Genomic DNA, 17,004 nt, shown 5'->3' on the forward strand with positions numbered 1-17,004 from the left:
AAGCGCGCCCTGCCTCGCGTTGGGCAGGGCGTTCAGCTTGCAAGGCGATCCATGGCGCGGGCCAATTTGATATCCAAACCTGTCAGGCCGCCTGCATCATGGGTGGACAGAACCACTTCGACACGGTTGTAAACGTTGAACCATTCGGGGTGATGATCCAGTTTCTCCGCCTGTAGCGCAGCGCGGGTCATCCAACCGAAAGCGGCAATAAAATTGGAAAATTGATAGGTTTTCGCGATTGCATCGCGGTTATCCACAAGTGACCATCCGTTTTCTATAAGGCTAGCCAGATCACTATCGCGCTCGGCTTGGGTCAGTTTTGCAATGCTCATTCCTGTTCCTCCACGGCTGTTTTCCGAAACGGGCCATAGCTGGTGAGGATCTCGATCTCCTCCTCCATCGCGCGGGCCTCGGCCTTGAGATATTCCTCCACAGCGCGCGAAAAACTGGGCTCGCGCATCGCATGCAGCGAATAGGTTTCAACGGGCAGATATCCGCGCGCCAGTTTATGCCCGCCCTGTGCACCCGCCTCGACCCGTGACAGACCTTGCGCAATTGCCCAGTCAATCGCCTGATAATAGCACAGCTCAAAATGCAGGCAGGGATGGTCTTCGACACAGCCCCAATAGCGGCCATAAAGCGTCTCGCGTCCGATGAAATTCAGCGCCCCCGCCACGGGCTGCCCCGCGCGCATGGCAAGGGCCAACAGCATATCGTCACGCAGGGTTTCATGGGCGATATCGAAAAAGCGCCGTGTTAGATAGGGCTGCCCCCATTTGCGCGCGCCCGTGTCTTGGTAAAATTCCCAGAATGCATCCCAGAGATGCGGTTCGATCTGATCACCCGTCAAAAGCACAATCTCGCCCCCAAAATTCTGTGCTTCTGCCCGTTCTTTGTGGATGTTCTTACGCTTGCGCGAGGAGAGCTCGGAAAGAAAATCATCGAAGGTTTGATAGCCCTGATTGTGCCAATGAAATTGCTGGGTCTTGCGTGGCAGGAGGGTGGCATCGGCATGGGCGGCCACCTCGTCCTTGGCGCAAAAGGTGATATGAAGCGAAGATAGGTGGTGATCTTCCATCACCGAAAGCGCACCCGTGATCAGCGCGCGATCCCCAACACCTTCTGCTTCTGGGGCGACAAGCAATCTCCGCCCTGTGGCGGGGGTAAAAGGCACGGCGATTTGCAGCTTGGGGTAATAGCGTCCACCCGCTCGCACATAGGCATCGGCAAAGGCATGGTCGAAGATATATTCGCCTTGGCTGTGCGACTTGGCATACATCGGCGCGCAGGCGATGATTTTTCCCTCAGATTTGACGCTGAGATAGAGCGGCTGCCATCCTGTACCCGTCCCAACGGAGCCGCTATCTTCAAGCGCCGCAAGAAATCTGTGGGTTGTAAAAGGGTCGAGGGGCCTGCCCCCATCGCGCGCTTCTGGGCAGGCGCAACGATCCCAATCTTCGGCATCAATTGCGCTGATCCGATCATGCGTTTCGATGGTGAGATTGTCGTTGCTCATTGCGCGCGCTGTGACCCTGTTGTCAGAGTATGAGATGTGGCGCATGGCCCGCGCGGGTCAAGGCAGACCCGCGCAGCGCGAGTCCGCTTTAGGCGGAGATTTCGAAAATCCCTTCGATTTCAACCGCCACATTCAACGGCAAAGCCGCAGCGGAAACCGCAGAGCGGGCATGACGCCCTGCATCCCCCAAGGCCTCAACCAGAAAATCCGAGGCGCCATTTACGACTTTGGGCTGATCGGTGAAATCTGGGGTAGAGTTTACAAACCCCGTCAGTTTCACCACGCGGCGTAGACGCTGAAGATCACCGCCACAGGCCGCCTTAAGTTGGGCCAATAGGGCAATGGCGCAGCATTTGGCGGCAGCCGCGCCTTCGGTCACATCAAGATCGGCACCCAATTTGCCGGTAATCAGCGCGCCATCTTTCATCGAGATTTGGCCCGATACATAGACCATGTTGCCCGATTGCACGAATGGCACATAATTGGCGGCAGGGGCGGGCGCGTCTGGAAGGGTCACGCCCAGTTCGGCAAGACGGGCTTCGTAGGTTTGGCTCATTGCAGTATCCCTTGTGATAACATTGCTTTGACCCTACCGCTGCCACAGCCGCCGCCAATTGGCAATTGCGATGCATTTTAGTGCAGCTGCAAATAACTTGGCCAAATGGGCACACATTGGTGATTAAATCTAAAAAATATTGTTTCTGACCTTGGGCTGGCCAACAGGCAGCGCTAATCTATTATCCTCATGATGCGACTCATAGGATTTTGGTAAGTGGCGGCTGTGAAGACCTTTGCATTGCAAAAGCGGGGAGCAAGAGCTGTGCTTGGCGCAGGTCTTTTTGCCATTCTGGCAGGCTGCTCGACCGTGGGCGATGGTGCAGCAAGCCGCAGCGCAAATGATCCTTTGGAACCCGTTAATCGCGGAATGCACGCGGTTAACAAAGGTGTCGATACGGTTGTTTTGCGCCCTGTTTCGATGGTCTATGGCACGGTTATCCCGGCGCCTGTGCGCACGGGTATCGGTAATATGGCCTCGAATTTGGGCGAGCCTTCGAATTTCGTGAATAATCTTCTTCAGGCCCGTTTGGATCAGGCGGCAACCAATGGGGCGCGGTTTTTGATCAACTCGACCATCGGCGTGGTCGGTCTGTTTGATGTCGCAACCCTGATGGGGATCGAGGGGCAACCCGCCGATTTCGGTGAGACCCTCCATGTTTGGGGCACGGGCGAGGGGGCGTATTTGGAATTGCCTTTGTTCGGCCCGTCAACCACACGGGATACAACGGGGCTTATTGTTGACTTTGCCATGAATCCCTTGGGGCATCTCAGCCCCAGTGATGATGCCCTGTCTGCTGCGCGGCGGGTGCGCGTGGCTGACACTGTTGGCTTGCGCTACGCGTTGCGCGGCACAATTGATACAGTGCTTTATGACAGCGCGGATAGCTATGCTCAGTCACGACTAATTTATCTGCAGAACAGACGGTTTGAGTTGAACGATTTCGCAAGTGGTGATTTGGAAACCGTGAGTGGCGAGGGGGAGGCTGCATCCGCATCTGACCCCCATGCTGACTCATTTCTGGATCCCTACGCGGATCCTTATGCACAGTGAAAGGTGGCCGCGCTATGTTTGACCGTCCAAACCGCCGTGCTGTGTTGACAGCCTTGATTGCGGCCTCGTCCTTTGCGCTTTTCACAGCGCATATGGTGCAAGCCGCGATGACCGAGGGCGATGCGGCTGCATTGATCCAGACAGTCAGCGCCGATTTAAACGCCATTGCATCGGGCAGTGCCGCGGCTTCGCCCGCACAGTTCGAGCGCATTTTGGATCGCTATGCGGATATGCCGATTATTGCCCAAACTGTCTTGGGGGTGGATTGGCGCAGTGCGTCAGATGCGCAGCGGCGCGGGTTCACACAGGCCTTGCGCGGGTATCTTGCCCGTAAATACGGCGCGCGTTTCCATGAATTTGAGGGCGGCTCAATCGAAGTGACGGGTGCGCGTCCGATCCGCAGCTTTTTCGAAGTGCGCTCCCGCGCGCGTCTTGCGGGGCAATCACCTGTTGAGGTGATTTGGCTTGTGTCTGATGGATCTGGGCAGCCGCGCATCTTTAATATCTTGATTGAAGGCATCGACCTTCGCAGCACCGAAGGCCAAGAAATGCGCTCGATTCTCGATGCCAATGGCGGCAGCATTGACGCCCTCATTGCGGCGCTCAACGCCAGCTGATTATTGGTCGCCGCGCCCCAAAAGTCCGCCCAAAACCTGCATCAAAATTTGCTCTGCAAGATCAGCCGCGCCGTCTAGGACTTGGCCTGTGCCCTCATTGGTGCTTAACACACGATTTGGCCCGCGGCTGCCTTCGGCGATTGGGTCAATCATTGGCAAAGGCGAGGCGGGTTGATTTGCTTGGATACGCTCCATTGTTTGGCGCCACAACTCAGCGGGTAATCCGCCGCCTGTGACACCTGTTAGAGGGCGGTTATCGTCATAACCCATCCAAACGCCTGCGACATAATCGGAGGTAAAGCCAATAAACCAAGCATCCCGCGCTGAGTTGGTGGTGCCCGTCTTTCCCGCCACTTCAACATCGGCAAGATTGGCCCGTTGCCCTGTGCCATTTTCGACCACTTGGTTCATCATATAGATCAATTGGCGCGCTGCATTATCCGTGATCACGCGCTCACGAATACCGCCTGTTTGGCCCATTAAGGGAGTGTCCTCCCCCATGAGGCGCAATTCCAACAAGCCATAAGGCGTAACCGCAGAGCCACCATTCAAAATACCTGCATAGGCGCCCGACATTTCCAAGAGGCTTGATTCAGAAGCCCCAAGCGCCAAGGCAGGGCCAGCCGCCATATCGCTTTCTATGCCGAATTCACTGGCCACCTGCCGCACCAAATCGCGGCCCACCTGTTCAGACAAACGCACTGCAGCGGTGTTGAGCGAGGCTTGAAGCGCCTCGGTCAGGGTGACCTCGCCATAAAATTCCCCCGAGTAATTCTCAGGTGACCATGCGCCAGAGCCTGGAATGTTCAATGTCAGCGGCGCATCAAGAATAAGGTCGTCAAAACGCCATCCCAAATCCAGCGCGGTTGCGTAGACAAACGGCTTGAACGCCGAGCCTGTCTGGCGCTGTGCCTGTGTTGCGCGGTTGAACAAACCTGCCCCCCGCAGATCGCGCCCCCCGACCATGGCACGCACAGCCCCATCGGCGCTCATCACAACAATTGCGGCTTGCGCCTCTGATCCTTCGCGGACTTGGTTGGTAAAAACATCATTGATTGCGTCTTCAGCGGCGCGCTGCATGGCGGGGTCAAAGGTGGTGCGCAGGATCACATCTTCTGTGGTGTCGCGTGTCAGAAAGCTTGGCCCTTCGGACATGATCCAATCGGCGAAATATCCCCCCATATTGTCGCGGGCTGCATCCGAAAGCGTGGCAGGGTTGGCTCGCGCGGCGGACAATTCAGAAGCCGTCAAATAATCTTCGCGCGCCATGAGGCCCAAAATCACATTGGCCCGCTCTTGCGCACGCTCCAAGTTGCGGGTGGGAGCGAAATAGGAAGGTGCCACCAAAAGCCCTGCCAACATTGCGGCTTGGCGTGCGTTAACTTCGGCGGCGGATATTCCAAAATACCGCTGCGCTGCCGCCTCAAACCCGCGAGTGCCCGCACCCAGATAGGCGCGATTGAAATAGATGCTAAGGATTTCATCTTTGCTGTAGCGCCACTCCATTGCGAGGGCGAAGGGCACTTCTTGCAGTTTACGGGCGATGGTTGTTTTGCGGCAATCCGCCTCATAGGCGGCTTCGCTGTCCCAGAGTTCTGGATCATAGGGTGTGCCCAAACACATCAGCTTGGCCACCTGCTGCGTGATGGTTGAGCCACCATGCCCCTGCAAGGGCCCGCGCCCCTCGCGCATATTAATGATCATTGCGCCCAAAATGCCGCGCGGGCTCACGCCAAAATGATTGTAAAAACGGCGATCTTCGGTTGCGACAACCGCATGCAAGAGGTGAGGGCTGACAGTGTCACGTGTGATTGCGCCGCCAAATTGCTCGCCGCGCCATGCGAAAACTTCGCCGTAGCGATCCAACATCGTCACGGAGCCGCGCGCGCGCGCGTCTAACAGGTCGGACACGGGGGGCAGCTTGCTGTAATAGTAGAAGGTGAAGCCAAATAGGATCAGCGCAAGGAAAAGCGCGCCACGCCACGCCACGGCAAACACCATACGCCCAATCCAACGGAAAAACCGCCCAAGCAGCGAATGATTGCCGCTTGGTTTTTTCTTCTTCTTGGAACTGCGCCGCGCAGGCCGAGCTGCACCGCTCCCACTGCGTGATGCAGAAGCGGAATTGCGGCGTGGGGCCACGAGGGGCCGTCTGCCTGAAGGGAGTTTGCTCATTTTGACCCGCCAATTTTTCTACAAAATAGGCCTTTTCGACTCACTTGTGGAGGGGGGAGGGGCCAAAGAAGTCATAAATCATGTGATTAATAATTGGGCAGATACCAAAATTTGCGCAAAATTTTTGCATTTTTCCCGTTCCAGCCCCTTGGAAGCCGCCCGTTTTATTGTCGCCACCCCCGTTTCACAGTGTTGTGAGAGCCGTGACGTCCCTAGGGGACAGCATCAACCGCAAGGGGTAAATGACGTGAAACTCATCATTGCAGCAATTAAACCGTTCAAGCTGGAAGAAGTGCGCGAGGCGCTCACTTCGATCGGCGTGCGCGGCATGATGGTGACCGAGATCAAAGGCTTTGGCTCGCAATCTGGTCATACTGAAATCTATCGCGGCGCGGAATATGCCGTGAACTTCGTGCCGAAAGTCAAACTGGAAATCGTGGTCGCTGATGGTCTTGCCGACCAGGTGGTCGACACCATCCACAAAACCGCCAAAACCGACAAAATCGGCGATGGCAAGATTTTCGTTCTGGACGTTGCGTCTTCGTTGCGCGTGCGCACGGGCGAAACTGGCGACGATGCGCTTTGAGCGCTCTTTCGACAAGAAGGACATCATTCCAATGAATACCAAATCCCTCCTTCCCCTCGCCGCCGTGGCCGCTTCGGTCGCGCTGCCTTCAATGGGGCTTGCACAGGACGCCACAGTTGCTACGGGTGAACCTGCGCTTCACACTTCTTATATTCTGACGACCCTTCTTTTCTTGATGGGTGGTTTCCTCGTGTTCTGGATGGCGGCAGGTTTCGCCATGTTGGAAGCGGGTCTGGTGCGTTCCAAGAATGTCACCATGCAGCTGACCAAAAATATCGCGCTCTTTTCTTTGGCTGCGATCATGTATTGGTTGGTTGGCTTTAACCTGATGTATCCAGGCGATGGTTGGAGCATCGGCGGTTGGCTTGGGGCCTTTGCGCCAACCTCACTTGAGCCTGTCGGCGTGTCCCCCGAAGATACCGCATTGGATTACGCATCTGTCGGTTCCGACTTCTTCTTTCAGTTGATGTTCTGCGCCACGACGGCTTCGATTGTTTCGGGCACATTGGCCGAGCGCATTAAACTATGGCCGTTTTTGGTCTTCGTTGTCGTGCTGACTGGCTTCATCTACCCGATTGAAGCATCTTGGCAGTGGGGCGGTGGCTGGTTGTCTGAACTTGGGTTCTCCGACTTCGCAGGCTCGACCCTTGTGCACGCAGCAGGTGGCTTTGCCGCACTAGCAGGTGCTATCGTCCTTGGCCCCCGTTTGGGCAAGTTCAAAGACGGCAAGACGAACCCAATGCCTGGTTCTAACCTTGCCTTGGCCACGCTCGGCACATTCATCCTGTGGTTGGGTTGGTTCGGCTTTAACGGTGGTTCGCAGTTGGCCATGGGCACTGTGGGTGACGTTGCGGATGTAAGCCGTATCTTCGCCAACACCAATATGGCCGCAGCAGCAGGTGCCGTTGCCGCCCTGATCCTGACACAGGTTCTATTTGGTAAGGTTGACTTGACCATGGTGCTTAACGGCGCTCTCGCAGGTCTGGTGTCGATCACTGCCGAGCCTCTCGCTCCGTCCTTGTTCGGCGCTCTGCTGACTGGTGCTGTGGGTGGTGTTATTGTGGTCTTTGCGGTGCCAATGCTCGACAAAATGAAGATCGACGATGTCGTGGGTGCAATCCCTGTTCACCTTGTAGCAGGTATCTGGGGCACACTTGCCGTTGCCTTCTACACAGGCAACTGGGGCGCGCAGATCATCGGTATCGCGGCAATCGGTGCCTTCGTCTTTGTAACCTCGCTGATCGTCTGGATCATCCTCAAAGGCATCATGGGCCTGCGCCCATCCGAGGAGGACGAGATCCGTGGCCTTGATGTGGCAGAGCTGGGCATGGAAGCCTATCCTGACTTCACCAAAGGCTGAGTAAAGAACGCTACCTCTGCCTGATCCTCCCTCCCTTCAGGCAGAGGCATACGAAAAGGGCGCCCCATCAGGGCGCCCTTTTGACCATATCTGAGAAGTGAATTAGATCGTGTCTTCGATCCATTTCTGAAGCGCGGCTTTAGGCGCTGCGCCGACCTTGTTTGAAATCACTTCGCCATCTTTGAACATGAACAATGCAGGGATGCCGCGCACGCCCAGCTCCATCGGCGAGGATGGGTTCTCATCAACATTCACTTTGACGATTTTCACCTTGCCCTCAAACTCAGACGAAAGTTCTTCCAAAGCGGGGCCAATTTGGCGGCAAGGGCCACACCATTCTGCCCAAAAATCAACAATGACGGGGAGAGAGGATTGGCGAACTTCGCTATCGAAGGTCGCATCGGTAACTGCGGTCGTGGCCATGATATAGCCCTCCTTGGGATGACAGTGGTTAACATGGAACCTATGAATGCCGTTGCCCCGCGTCAAGAACCCACGCCTTTCCCTGCGGCTCTTTGCAGCGCTTGTTCTAACAGATTATCGGGCAGCTCCATCAAGCTTGGCCCACTTGTCCACAAAATGGCCAATTTCACGACCCGTGTGGGATATAGCGCCCTTAGCATTTCGCCGTAGGCCGCCATTTGGCGCAGATAACCTTCGGAAACCTCAGAAGGGCTTTGCGGCACGATTTGATTGGATTTGAAATCTACTGCCAATACTTCTGCATCGCGCAGGATCAAGCGGTCGATCACGCCATAGACCTGATGGTTCAATGTTTTGCTAAAGGCTGTCAGCGGCACTTCGGCAAAGGCATCCCCTGCAAACAGCTCATGCAAATTGGGGTGGGTCAAGACACGCTCTGCCTCTCTCAAGAGGGCGGCGCATTCCTCTGGGCTGCAATCGCCCTCAGCCGCCAAAATCATGGGCGCGGTTGCAGCCCATGCGGCGGGTGTTGTTTTGGGCAAATGCTCTAACAACAGATGCAGACGCCGCCCCCGCAGTTTGGCTGCCTCCGCATCGCGCCATTGGGTCTTGAGGGCGGCCTCTTGCGGGCTAGGTTCGGGTGTCTCCCCCAAATCTGAAGGGCTGAGCGCAGGTTTGTCTTTTGCCTTTGGAGGCGGTGCTTGTCGCACCCATGAGGCGAGGGCTGCTTTCACCTGTGCAGAAACACCTTGAGGCGAGGCGGGTTCAGATGTGTCGAGGGCGTGACTATCCCAGTTGCCATTCTCCAGTCGCAGCCCCGTTTGCCCCGCCATGTCTATGGCTTTCACATTGGGCAGGTTTTCTGCGGCGGCGCGAATTTGATCATACCAACATAGTTTGTCGCCCGACTTTGCTGATAAATCACCTGCGGCTGCGACGACCAACCAATTCTCTGCACGGGTCATTGCAACGTAAAGCAGGCGGTTTTCTTCCTCATTCTGCGCGGCTTTGCGCGCCTCGTGGACTTCGCGCAGATCGGCATCGAGGTCGTCTGACGAATTCGCCCAAATCAGTGGCCCGTCTTTGGTTTGAAGCAGATTAACCCCACCCCCGCCACGACTATTCTGTCGCGCTGTATCGGGCAGGATCACAATAGGGGCTTCTAAACCCTTGGCCCCGTGAATTGACATGACGCGGATTTGGTCATCATCCCCTGACATGTCCCGCTTGATGGTCACATCCCCGCGCCGAAGCCATGCAGCAAAGCCCGCAATGCTAGGCACATCGTGGCGCTCATAGCTCATCGCCTGTTGCAGCAGGCTGTTGATCCCATCCTCGGCCTCTTGACCCAACCGCGCAATCAAAGCGCGCCGGCCATCTTTTTGGGTGAGGATATTTTCCAGAATCTCGTAGGGCCTCTCAAAATCAGCTTTGTTCCGCAACTCCCACAGCGTGGACACGATCCCCACGTAAGCAGAGTGGTTAGAGAGCGCCTGCCACAGCGTGCCCGCCCTGCAATGGGCTAACTCGTAAAGTTGGTCTTCGCTCAAACCGCCAAGGGGAGAGCGCAAAAAAGCAGCCAGTGAAAGATCGTCTTCTGGTGTCGCAAGAAAGTTCATCAATGCCGTGAGATCGCGCACAGCCAGTTCTGCGCTGATGCGCAGGCGATCCGCGCCCATGATGGGCAAATTCCGTGACTTGAGCGCGCGGATGATTTGGTGAAACAAATCACTGCGCTTGCGCAGCAAGATCAAAAAATCACGCGGTCGCACAGGACGCGGGTCTACCCCTTTCAGGCGGATCATCTGCTTTGAATTGATTTTCTGCGCGATGAAATCAGCGATTTGATCAGCCAAAATCACGGTGTGGTGGCTGTCATGAACCAAATCTACGGGGCTGTCCCATTCGGGGATATCCGCTTTTTCGGTTTTTGGAATTGCGGGCCAAATATCCACCCGCCCGGGAAGGTCGCTAAAATAGGCCGCGTGTTCCACATCTTGGCCCAAACCCGCATAGGCTTGATCGGCGGCCACGCGGTCAACCAATTGCAAAATGCTTGGCGCCGAGCGGAAGGAATATTTCAGCACGTTTTTATGGAGTTTCGACTGCACCGCGGCAAGGCGATGATCAAACTCATCGCGCATGCGATCAAACCCTTCGGGATCGGCCCCTTGGAAAGAATAGATGGATTGCTTTTTATCCCCCACAACGAAAATTGTGCGGGTCAAACCATCGCGCGCGGATTGGCCCGCCGCAAATTCTTCAGCCAGTTTTGCAATGATCTGCCATTGCGCGGGAGAGGTATCTTGCGCCTCATCCACAAGCATATGGTCGATGCCGCCATCAAGGCGGAACAACACCCATTGGGCCAGACTGGTTTTGGTCAAAAGTCGATTGGTCAGGCGGATCAGGTCGTCAAAATCAAGCCAACCACGCCGTTCCTTGGCGCGATCATATCGGGCGAGAAACTCTGCCGCGAATTGATGCAGCGTGTTTGATTTTTCAAACATGATCAAGGCGCGGCGGGTCTGCCGCGCTGTTGCAAGGCGCTCCATGAAATCACAAAGGGCTGGGAAATCATCCCCCATTTCCTTGCGCACATCTGTGTTGAAAATTGTGGCGCCTTTGGCCTGATCTGGATTGTTTTTCGCCGTTGATCCGTTGACGAAAACATCTTCTATCGCAGCGATGGAAGTAAGGCTGTGTTTTGACCAATCATAGGTTTCTAGTGTGATCTTGGACTTTCTTTGCCTGTTGTTGTCATAGCTCAACAGCTTGGCCAATTTATTGCAAAGTGCCTGTTCATCCCCCATGAATGTCTCAGATATCAGATCTGCAAAGGTCTTGGTTCCAAGCTCAAAAAACTGGCGCAGTTGGGCTTCTGTGGCGGCAGGATCAAACGCCTCTCGCTTGTTGATGACCGCCTTGGCCAGTTCGTGCCCATCGAGGTCAGACACAAACGGGGCGACCGCATCCAATGCGATACGGCCCTGTCCGATACTATCGGTAGCCATATCTTCGAGGATTTCCGAGATGAGGTCGGTCTGGTCGCGATCATCCATTTCCTCAAAAGCGGGCGATATGTGCGCCTCAACAGGAAAGCGCCGCAAAACTGAGGCGCAAAAGGAGTGGATTGTCTGGATTTTCAAACCGCCTGGTGCCTCAACCGCCCGCGCAAACAGCGTGCGGGCATGGGCGAGCGTGTCTGTGCCAAGGTCGTCCTCGGCTACCCCTAATTTCGCCAAGGCTTTGATTAACTCGGCATCGGCTAACATCGCCCATTTGCCAAGTTGCGAGAAAAGGCGGTTTTGCATCTCTGCCGCGGCAGCCTTGGTATAGGTCAGGCATAAAATCCGTTCAGGCGGCACAGATTGCAGCAAGAGGCGCGATACGCGATCTGTCAGAACCCGCGTCTTTCCGGAGCCAGCATTGGCCGACAGCCAAGTCGAGCGCAAAGGATCCGCTGAAATCACCTGTGCCAGCGTGGCTTCGTCAAATTTTGGGGGCGTCAGGGTCATTCTGGGTCAGCCTCCTGTGGTGGAAGCTCTGTTTCGTCCCATTCCCCGTAGCGCGCGAGGTGATCATAATCGCCGTCAAAATTCTGATCAAACACGGCACGCCGCGAGATATAGCCTTTGTCGGGCGACTGATAGGCGCGGATGAGTGTCAGGAAGCTTTCATACATGCCGCGCAGATCATCAGCAGTGATGTAATCGCTGCCATCCGATTGTTTCCCAAGTGCAAGATAGCCATGACCTGTAACGGTTTCAGGTTTGCCCGTAAACGCGCCCGCTTCGGCCATCAAAGCCTCAAGCCAAAGTTGCTTCGTAAAGTTCGCTTCTTGCTTGGGCGTTGGAGCGGATCCTGTCTTATAGTCGTAAATCCATAAATTCCCGTTTTGATCGCGGTCAATTCGATCTGCACTGCCTGTGAGGGTGAAATCAATTTCGGCAATCGGCCAAGATCCTTTGGCCTCAAGCAATTCTGGGGTTTGGGTTTGGCGCCGTTGCAATTCCCCTTCAACGAACCAATCGGCGAATTTAACGACCTTGGCGCGCCACATCCGTTGGGCCGAGGGCCATGGGACATCTGTGGCAAATACCTCATCGGCCATGGTCAAAAGTTTTGTTCGGGCGGATGTCAGGTCGCCGAAGTCTTCGGCGCTGCGGCATTGGTCAACGAAGCGCTCCAACACGCGGTGCAGCGCGGTTCCCCGATCTGCGGCATTGGGCAGGGCGTTTAATTCGCCCAATTTATACAGACCCAATACATAGCGGGCGTAAATCGCATAAGGATCGCGCACGAGGGTCTCTATGCGCGTCACCGAAAGGGATTTTGGTCGCGCATCGGCGGGGGGCTTCGGTGCAGGTCGTTTGGCGCGTGGCTTTCGGTCTTGCGCCTCTGGTCTGTCGATCTCTGCGGCAAGGCTTAACCAAAACGCGCTTCGTTCGGTCATTTCACTCAAGGCCGCGCGGCTTGCATCGCTGCTGCCACGAAGGAGGTTCACCAAGCGGTTGAGCCATCGGGACGGGATGGTGGCGGACTCTGCATCGCGTTTGGCGCGGGTGAGCCAAACTTCTTGCGCGCCGAGTGCCTGTTGGAAATCATGCGCGGCAAGGCCGATGCGCCGATCTGGGAGGCGCAACCCCGCCTCAGCCCGCATGGCGCGATTAAGCCATGGATCAGCGCCGCTTGAATTGGGCCAAACCCCTTCGTTCAGGCCTGCAAGTATTAAAAGATCTGCGCCTTGCACCCGCGCCTCCATCGGCCCCCAGATCAACAGATCTGCATGTGGTCGGACGGGGTTGCGCAAAAGGGCCTCGCTGAGGATGCCAGAAAAGAGGTCACGATAATCACGCAAGCTCACTGCGCCTGCGGCATCGGCTTCTTTTCCTAAGCGGTTCATCAGGCGTAGCGCCTCTTCGCCCGCATTTTGGCGCCAAAGTGCGCCCGATGCTTCGGCCTCGGTAGTGGCCTGAGGGCCCGCTGCCAAACGCTCGGCCCAAGCGATATGGGCGCGCACGAACTCAGCCATCGCACCTGATTGTGGCAAGACGGGCCGATCTATCAATTCGCGGCAAACCCAGTCCGCCCAGATCATCAGGTCTGGATCATCGGTTTGCTCAGCCGCCCAATCCATAATCTGAGATCGTTTTGGAAACGCCCACAGACACCGCCGCATCTTTTGTTCTAGCTCGCGGGTGCGGCGCAGATGCGCGCCCCGATCTTCGCCGCCAGAGTGACAAAGGGGGTGTTTGAGCATGATCAACAACCGCTCGCCCGTCAAAGGCGCAAGCATCAGATCACTGACATGGCGCAAGAAGCGCCCCGTTGCCGTTTCCCCCAAGGGCACGCCTGCAGAATCGTCAGGATAGAGCGACCATCTGGCAAGGATGGCACAGGCCTGACGCACCAAAATCCGATCTGGGCATATTAACGCGACCCGTTTGTCCGCCTCGATGGCGTGACGCAGTCCGAGGGCTATGCTCATCGCCTCCTCGCGCGGGGTTTCAGCTTCAATCAAGGTCACATCGCGCAGAGCGCCTTGGGGATCGCTAAGTTTTGGCCCTTCCTCAAGCCATTGATCCGTTTGTGGGGCAGGTCTTAGGGCAAGGGATACAAGGCGATTGCGGTTTTCATTATGGGGCGTGGTTTCAATCCAACGGGGGATTTCCCAAGGGTTCACATTCAAGTCATGCGCAAATTTTGCCAATCGGTATTGCGGATGGTCTTGCCCCGTCAGGCCGCCCGTGGGGCCATCGCCCGACAAAAGCGCCTGCCAAATGTCATGCGGTAGATAATAATCCAATCCTGGCAGAACCACCGCGCCGTGATTAAGCCCTGCAACCGCCTTCATCAGGCGCGCGGTGGCCCCGCGTGACCCTGTTGAGCCCGCAATAATAACGGGATGGTCAGGTGGGTTGTCCTGCCAATGTTGCGCTAAACGATCAATCAAACTGCTTTGGCGTGCAGCTTGGGTGAGCAGGTCGGGGTTGTCCTCAAAATAGTGCCGTAGGATTTTGATGAACTCTAGATTGCGCTGCCAATGTTCTGAATGTCCTTCGACATTCAGACGCTGTAGCACCTCGGGCGCGACCCGTTCTTCGTGCATTTCCGCCAATAGATTGGCAAGGCTATCGGCAAGCGACCAGATCGAGGCACGCGGTGCCAAATCAGGGGCTGCATCCAAAAGCCGCCCGACCAGTTGCGCCAGATGCAAACGCAGCCGCAAATCTGAGGCAGGTTGTGCCATACCACCCAAATCAGGCAGATGCGCCATGGCCTCGAATGGCCGAATGCGGGGCAAAAATGCAGCTTCTTTGCGCAGATATTGGGCGCGCAGATTTCGTTCCATTCGGGCGGAGTTCACCCAAATTTCCACGCGCGCAATCGCCTCGGGTGGCTGCCCTGCAAGCCGCGCGTCCAGCCCTGCAATCAATGCTGAGGTAAACTCTACCCCAATGGGGGTGGCAAAGAGGTTTCGCCCGCTCATGTGGCGGCCACCTTTTCGGTGGCAAGCAATTCTTCTGCTGACGCGATCCCCTCTGGATGCCCCACATCGGCCCATCCGCCCTGATGGATGACACCAAACAGCCGCCCCTCTTGCGCAAGGGTTTCCCACAGCATCCGAAGGCCGAATTTGGGGATATCCATGGCGGCGATTAGTGCGGTCTTTAGGATTTGTGCGCCTGTGAACACATAGGGCTTTTGGGGATCGTCAAACAAAACCCGCCCTGTGGCATCAAGTCCCAAGTCACCATCCCCCTGACGGCCTGTGGCCTTGTCCCGTGGGACAAGCAGCATCAGCGCATCCATTTCTGTGGGTCGCCAAGCAGCAGACAGCGTGGCAAAGGGATTTGGGCCCGTCCAAACATTGTCAGAATTCAGTGTAAAAATCGCAGTATCCGAGAAGTAGCGCAGGGCATGGCGAATACCGCCGCCTGACTCCAAAATCTCTGGCTGCTCTTCGCTGAGGATGACCTCTGCGTTGCGCAGATGGTGGCGCATTTGATTGGCGTGATAATGGGTGTTGATCACGCATGGCGCGGCATGCCCCGCGCGCGCAACATTAAGCGCATGGTCAATCAAGGCCCGTCCCGCCACCTGCAGCAATGGCTTTGGCGTGGTTTTGGTTAACGCCCCCATACGCGTGCCAAACCCTGCGGCCATGATCATTGCACCGCGGGGGGCGTGATCGGCGGTGGATTGCAGATAATGCGCGCAGATCGCACGCGCTGTTGTGGCCAAGGGCGCAAGCGTTGGATGGTCTAAAGCGCGAAGAATATGGGCGGCAACCCGTGGCATATGCCGCAGATACTCTGGTTTTCCAGTCCGCGCGAGGCGGCGGAACAGCCCCAAAATACGGAAGTTGCGTTGCAGCGAGAGCAGGCTTGTCCTCAGGATCATATCATCTTCGCTGATGTTCAAAATATGCGCATGATCGCGGATCAATGTGGTGCGCAATTCAAGCGACAGATCGCGCCGTGCATCATCAATCAGCGAGACGAGGTCATAGCCTTTGGGGCCGCAGAGTGCGTCTTGAAAATCAATAACGCCCGCACGTTGCAACCCTGTGCGGTCAGGCAGCCAAATCAGATTTCCCGCATGGAAATCGCGCAACACCGTCACAGGCACGCCCCGCAAGATCCATGTTGCAAGGCCTTGTAGCTCGTTTTGAAAGGCGGCTTGTTCAGATTTCAGCGCATTGTTTTCGGGCAATTCTTCAAAGGTGATTGCGGTCAATCGCGCCAATTCAGCGGCGGCCAAAATGGGTAGCCCACCCATTGCGCCCGTCCGCGCCAAAACCGCCAAAAGATCATGCGCGGTGTGATAAAGCTCAACCTCATGGGTCAGGCCTTGATCCAAAATTGCGCTGTAGGTTTGATCGCCAAAATCCTCAACCAAGAGGAAGCCTGCATCAACATCTTCGCCAAAAACTGTGGGCGCCGACAAGCCCAAGCCGCGCAAATAGGCGGCAACATAGCGAAACGCCGCTTGGCTTTTGATTTCGCTTTTAGGCGTCTGCATCAGAACCGCACTATAGTCGTCTGAGAGATGCAGGCGGGTATAGCTGCGCGCCGAAGCATCGCCTGCAACTGGGCTTGGCTTGGCCATGCCCCATCCCATGCGGTCGAGAAAAGCGCGTGCCTCTGGTGAGAGCGTGGTCATGGATACCTCTCAGCCAAGGCGCAAAGTTGCGGAAGTTTGGGATGATCTTGGGACGCACAGAGCCTGATATGACGCTGATCAGGGGCGCTTTGGTCATATATAAACGAAAGCCAGATTGTGCGCGTTGGGAGACCGGCCATCATCCGTTCGGGCCATTCGATCAGGCATATTTCCGTTTCAAACGCATCTATAAGGCCCAACTCATCCACATCACGCGGATCACCGAGGCGATACAGATCAACATGCCAAATATCACAGGGGCGGGCCTCGTAGATTTGCACCAGCGTAAAACTTGGGGAGGGGATGTCCTCCACGCGTCCGATTTGCGCGAGTCGGGTTCGGATCACCCCACGCGCGAAATGGGTTTTACCTGCGCCAAGATCACCAGAAAGCGCCAAAACATCACCTGGTTCCAAAAGCGGCGCGAGGGCCTCTGTAAATTCTGACATGGCTTCGGGCGAAGCCAAGCGCAGATGTGCATGGCAAGGTGGCAAATCAGAGAGGGGTGCAGCGGATCCATCAGACATTGCGCCAAGTTTACAAGGGATC

Annotated in this window: 13 protein-coding genes; 4 read left to right on the forward strand and 9 right to left on the reverse strand. The window is 56.1% G+C overall.

The window, feature by feature from the left end; genetic code table 11:
- Positions 1-32: 32 nt before the first annotated feature.
- The 3 genes from AAC622_RS11735 to AAC622_RS11745 form a co-directional block, all read right to left on the reverse strand.
- On the reverse strand, positions 33-332 hold the full coding sequence (locus tag AAC622_RS11735) for a 4a-hydroxytetrahydrobiopterin dehydratase (RefSeq protein ID WP_340262782.1): 300 nt from the start codon (positions 330-332) through the stop codon (positions 33-35).
- Entirely contained in the window at positions 329-1,516 is a 1,188-nt protein-coding gene (locus AAC622_RS11740; RefSeq protein WP_340262785.1) for a GNAT family N-acetyltransferase, read from the reverse strand. Before AAC622_RS11740 ends, AAC622_RS11735 begins: the two co-directional genes overlap by 4 nt.
- Before the next feature lie 88 nt (positions 1,517-1,604).
- On the reverse strand, positions 1,605-2,072 hold the full coding sequence (locus AAC622_RS11745; RefSeq protein ID WP_340262787.1) for a RidA family protein: 468 nt from the start codon (positions 2,070-2,072) through the stop codon (positions 1,605-1,607).
- A 216-nt stretch (positions 2,073-2,288) separates the two neighbouring features.
- Here AAC622_RS11745 and AAC622_RS11750 point away from each other — a divergent pair, with 216 nt between their 5' ends.
- Together AAC622_RS11750 and AAC622_RS11755 are read left to right on the forward strand one after the other, a co-directional pair.
- Positions 2,289-3,125, forward strand: a complete 837-nt coding sequence (locus AAC622_RS11750) for an MlaA family lipoprotein (protein WP_340262790.1) — start codon at positions 2,289-2,291, stop codon at positions 3,123-3,125.
- Positions 3,126-3,139: 14 nt separating this feature from the next.
- Positions 3,140-3,742 (forward strand): MlaC/ttg2D family ABC transporter substrate-binding protein, encoded by a 603-nt coding sequence (locus tag AAC622_RS11755; protein ID WP_340262793.1) that lies wholly within the window; start codon positions 3,140-3,142, stop codon positions 3,740-3,742.
- Here AAC622_RS11755 and AAC622_RS11760 read toward each other — a convergent pair whose 3' ends face one another.
- Positions 3,743-5,917 carry a transglycosylase domain-containing protein gene (locus AAC622_RS11760; protein WP_340262795.1) on the reverse strand — a complete coding sequence of 725 codons (2,175 nt, stop codon included), beginning with the start codon at positions 5,915-5,917 and terminating at the stop codon, positions 3,743-3,745.
- Positions 5,918-6,164: 247 nt separating this feature from the next.
- On the opposite strand from AAC622_RS11760, the gene AAC622_RS11765 reads away from it, so the two are divergent.
- A complete protein-coding gene (locus tag AAC622_RS11765) occupies positions 6,165-6,503 on the forward strand; it encodes a P-II family nitrogen regulator (RefSeq protein ID WP_317657167.1) in 339 nt (112 codons plus the stop codon).
- A gap of 31 nt (positions 6,504-6,534) precedes the next feature.
- Positions 6,535-7,863, forward strand: a complete 1,329-nt coding sequence (locus AAC622_RS11770) for an ammonium transporter (protein ID WP_340253715.1) — start codon at positions 6,535-6,537, stop codon at positions 7,861-7,863.
- A 102-nt stretch (positions 7,864-7,965) separates the two neighbouring features.
- Here AAC622_RS11770 and trxA read toward each other — a convergent pair whose 3' ends face one another.
- From trxA to tsaE, 5 genes are all read right to left on the reverse strand, one after another.
- The gene (trxA, locus tag AAC622_RS11775) at positions 7,966-8,286 is read right to left on the reverse strand and encodes a thioredoxin (protein ID WP_340253718.1); all 321 of its coding nucleotides are present in this window, start codon (positions 8,284-8,286) and stop codon (positions 7,966-7,968) included.
- Between the two features lie 62 nt (positions 8,287-8,348).
- A complete protein-coding gene (gene addA / locus AAC622_RS11780; RefSeq protein ID WP_340262797.1) occupies positions 8,349-11,804 on the reverse strand; it encodes a double-strand break repair helicase AddA in 3,456 nt (1,151 codons plus the stop codon).
- Positions 11,801-14,779, reverse strand: a complete 2,979-nt coding sequence (gene addB, locus AAC622_RS11785) for a double-strand break repair protein AddB (RefSeq protein WP_340262799.1) — start codon at positions 14,777-14,779, stop codon at positions 11,801-11,803. Before addB ends, addA begins: the two co-directional genes overlap by 4 nt.
- Positions 14,776-16,455 (reverse strand): phosphotransferase, encoded by a 1,680-nt coding sequence (locus AAC622_RS11790; protein WP_340262801.1) that lies wholly within the window; start codon positions 16,453-16,455, stop codon positions 14,776-14,778. Before AAC622_RS11790 ends, addB begins: the two co-directional genes overlap by 4 nt.
- Entirely contained in the window at positions 16,452-16,982 is a 531-nt protein-coding gene (gene tsaE, locus AAC622_RS11795; protein ID WP_340262803.1) for a tRNA (adenosine(37)-N6)-threonylcarbamoyltransferase complex ATPase subunit type 1 TsaE, read from the reverse strand. The genes AAC622_RS11790 and tsaE overlap by 4 nt, the downstream gene beginning before the upstream one ends.
- Between the last annotated feature and the right edge of the window lie 22 nt (positions 16,983-17,004).

The sequence above is a fragment of the Roseobacter sp. HKCCA0882 genome (genome assembly GCF_037805225.1).
Classification (GTDB): Bacteria; Pseudomonadota; Alphaproteobacteria; order Rhodobacterales; family Rhodobacteraceae; genus M30B80.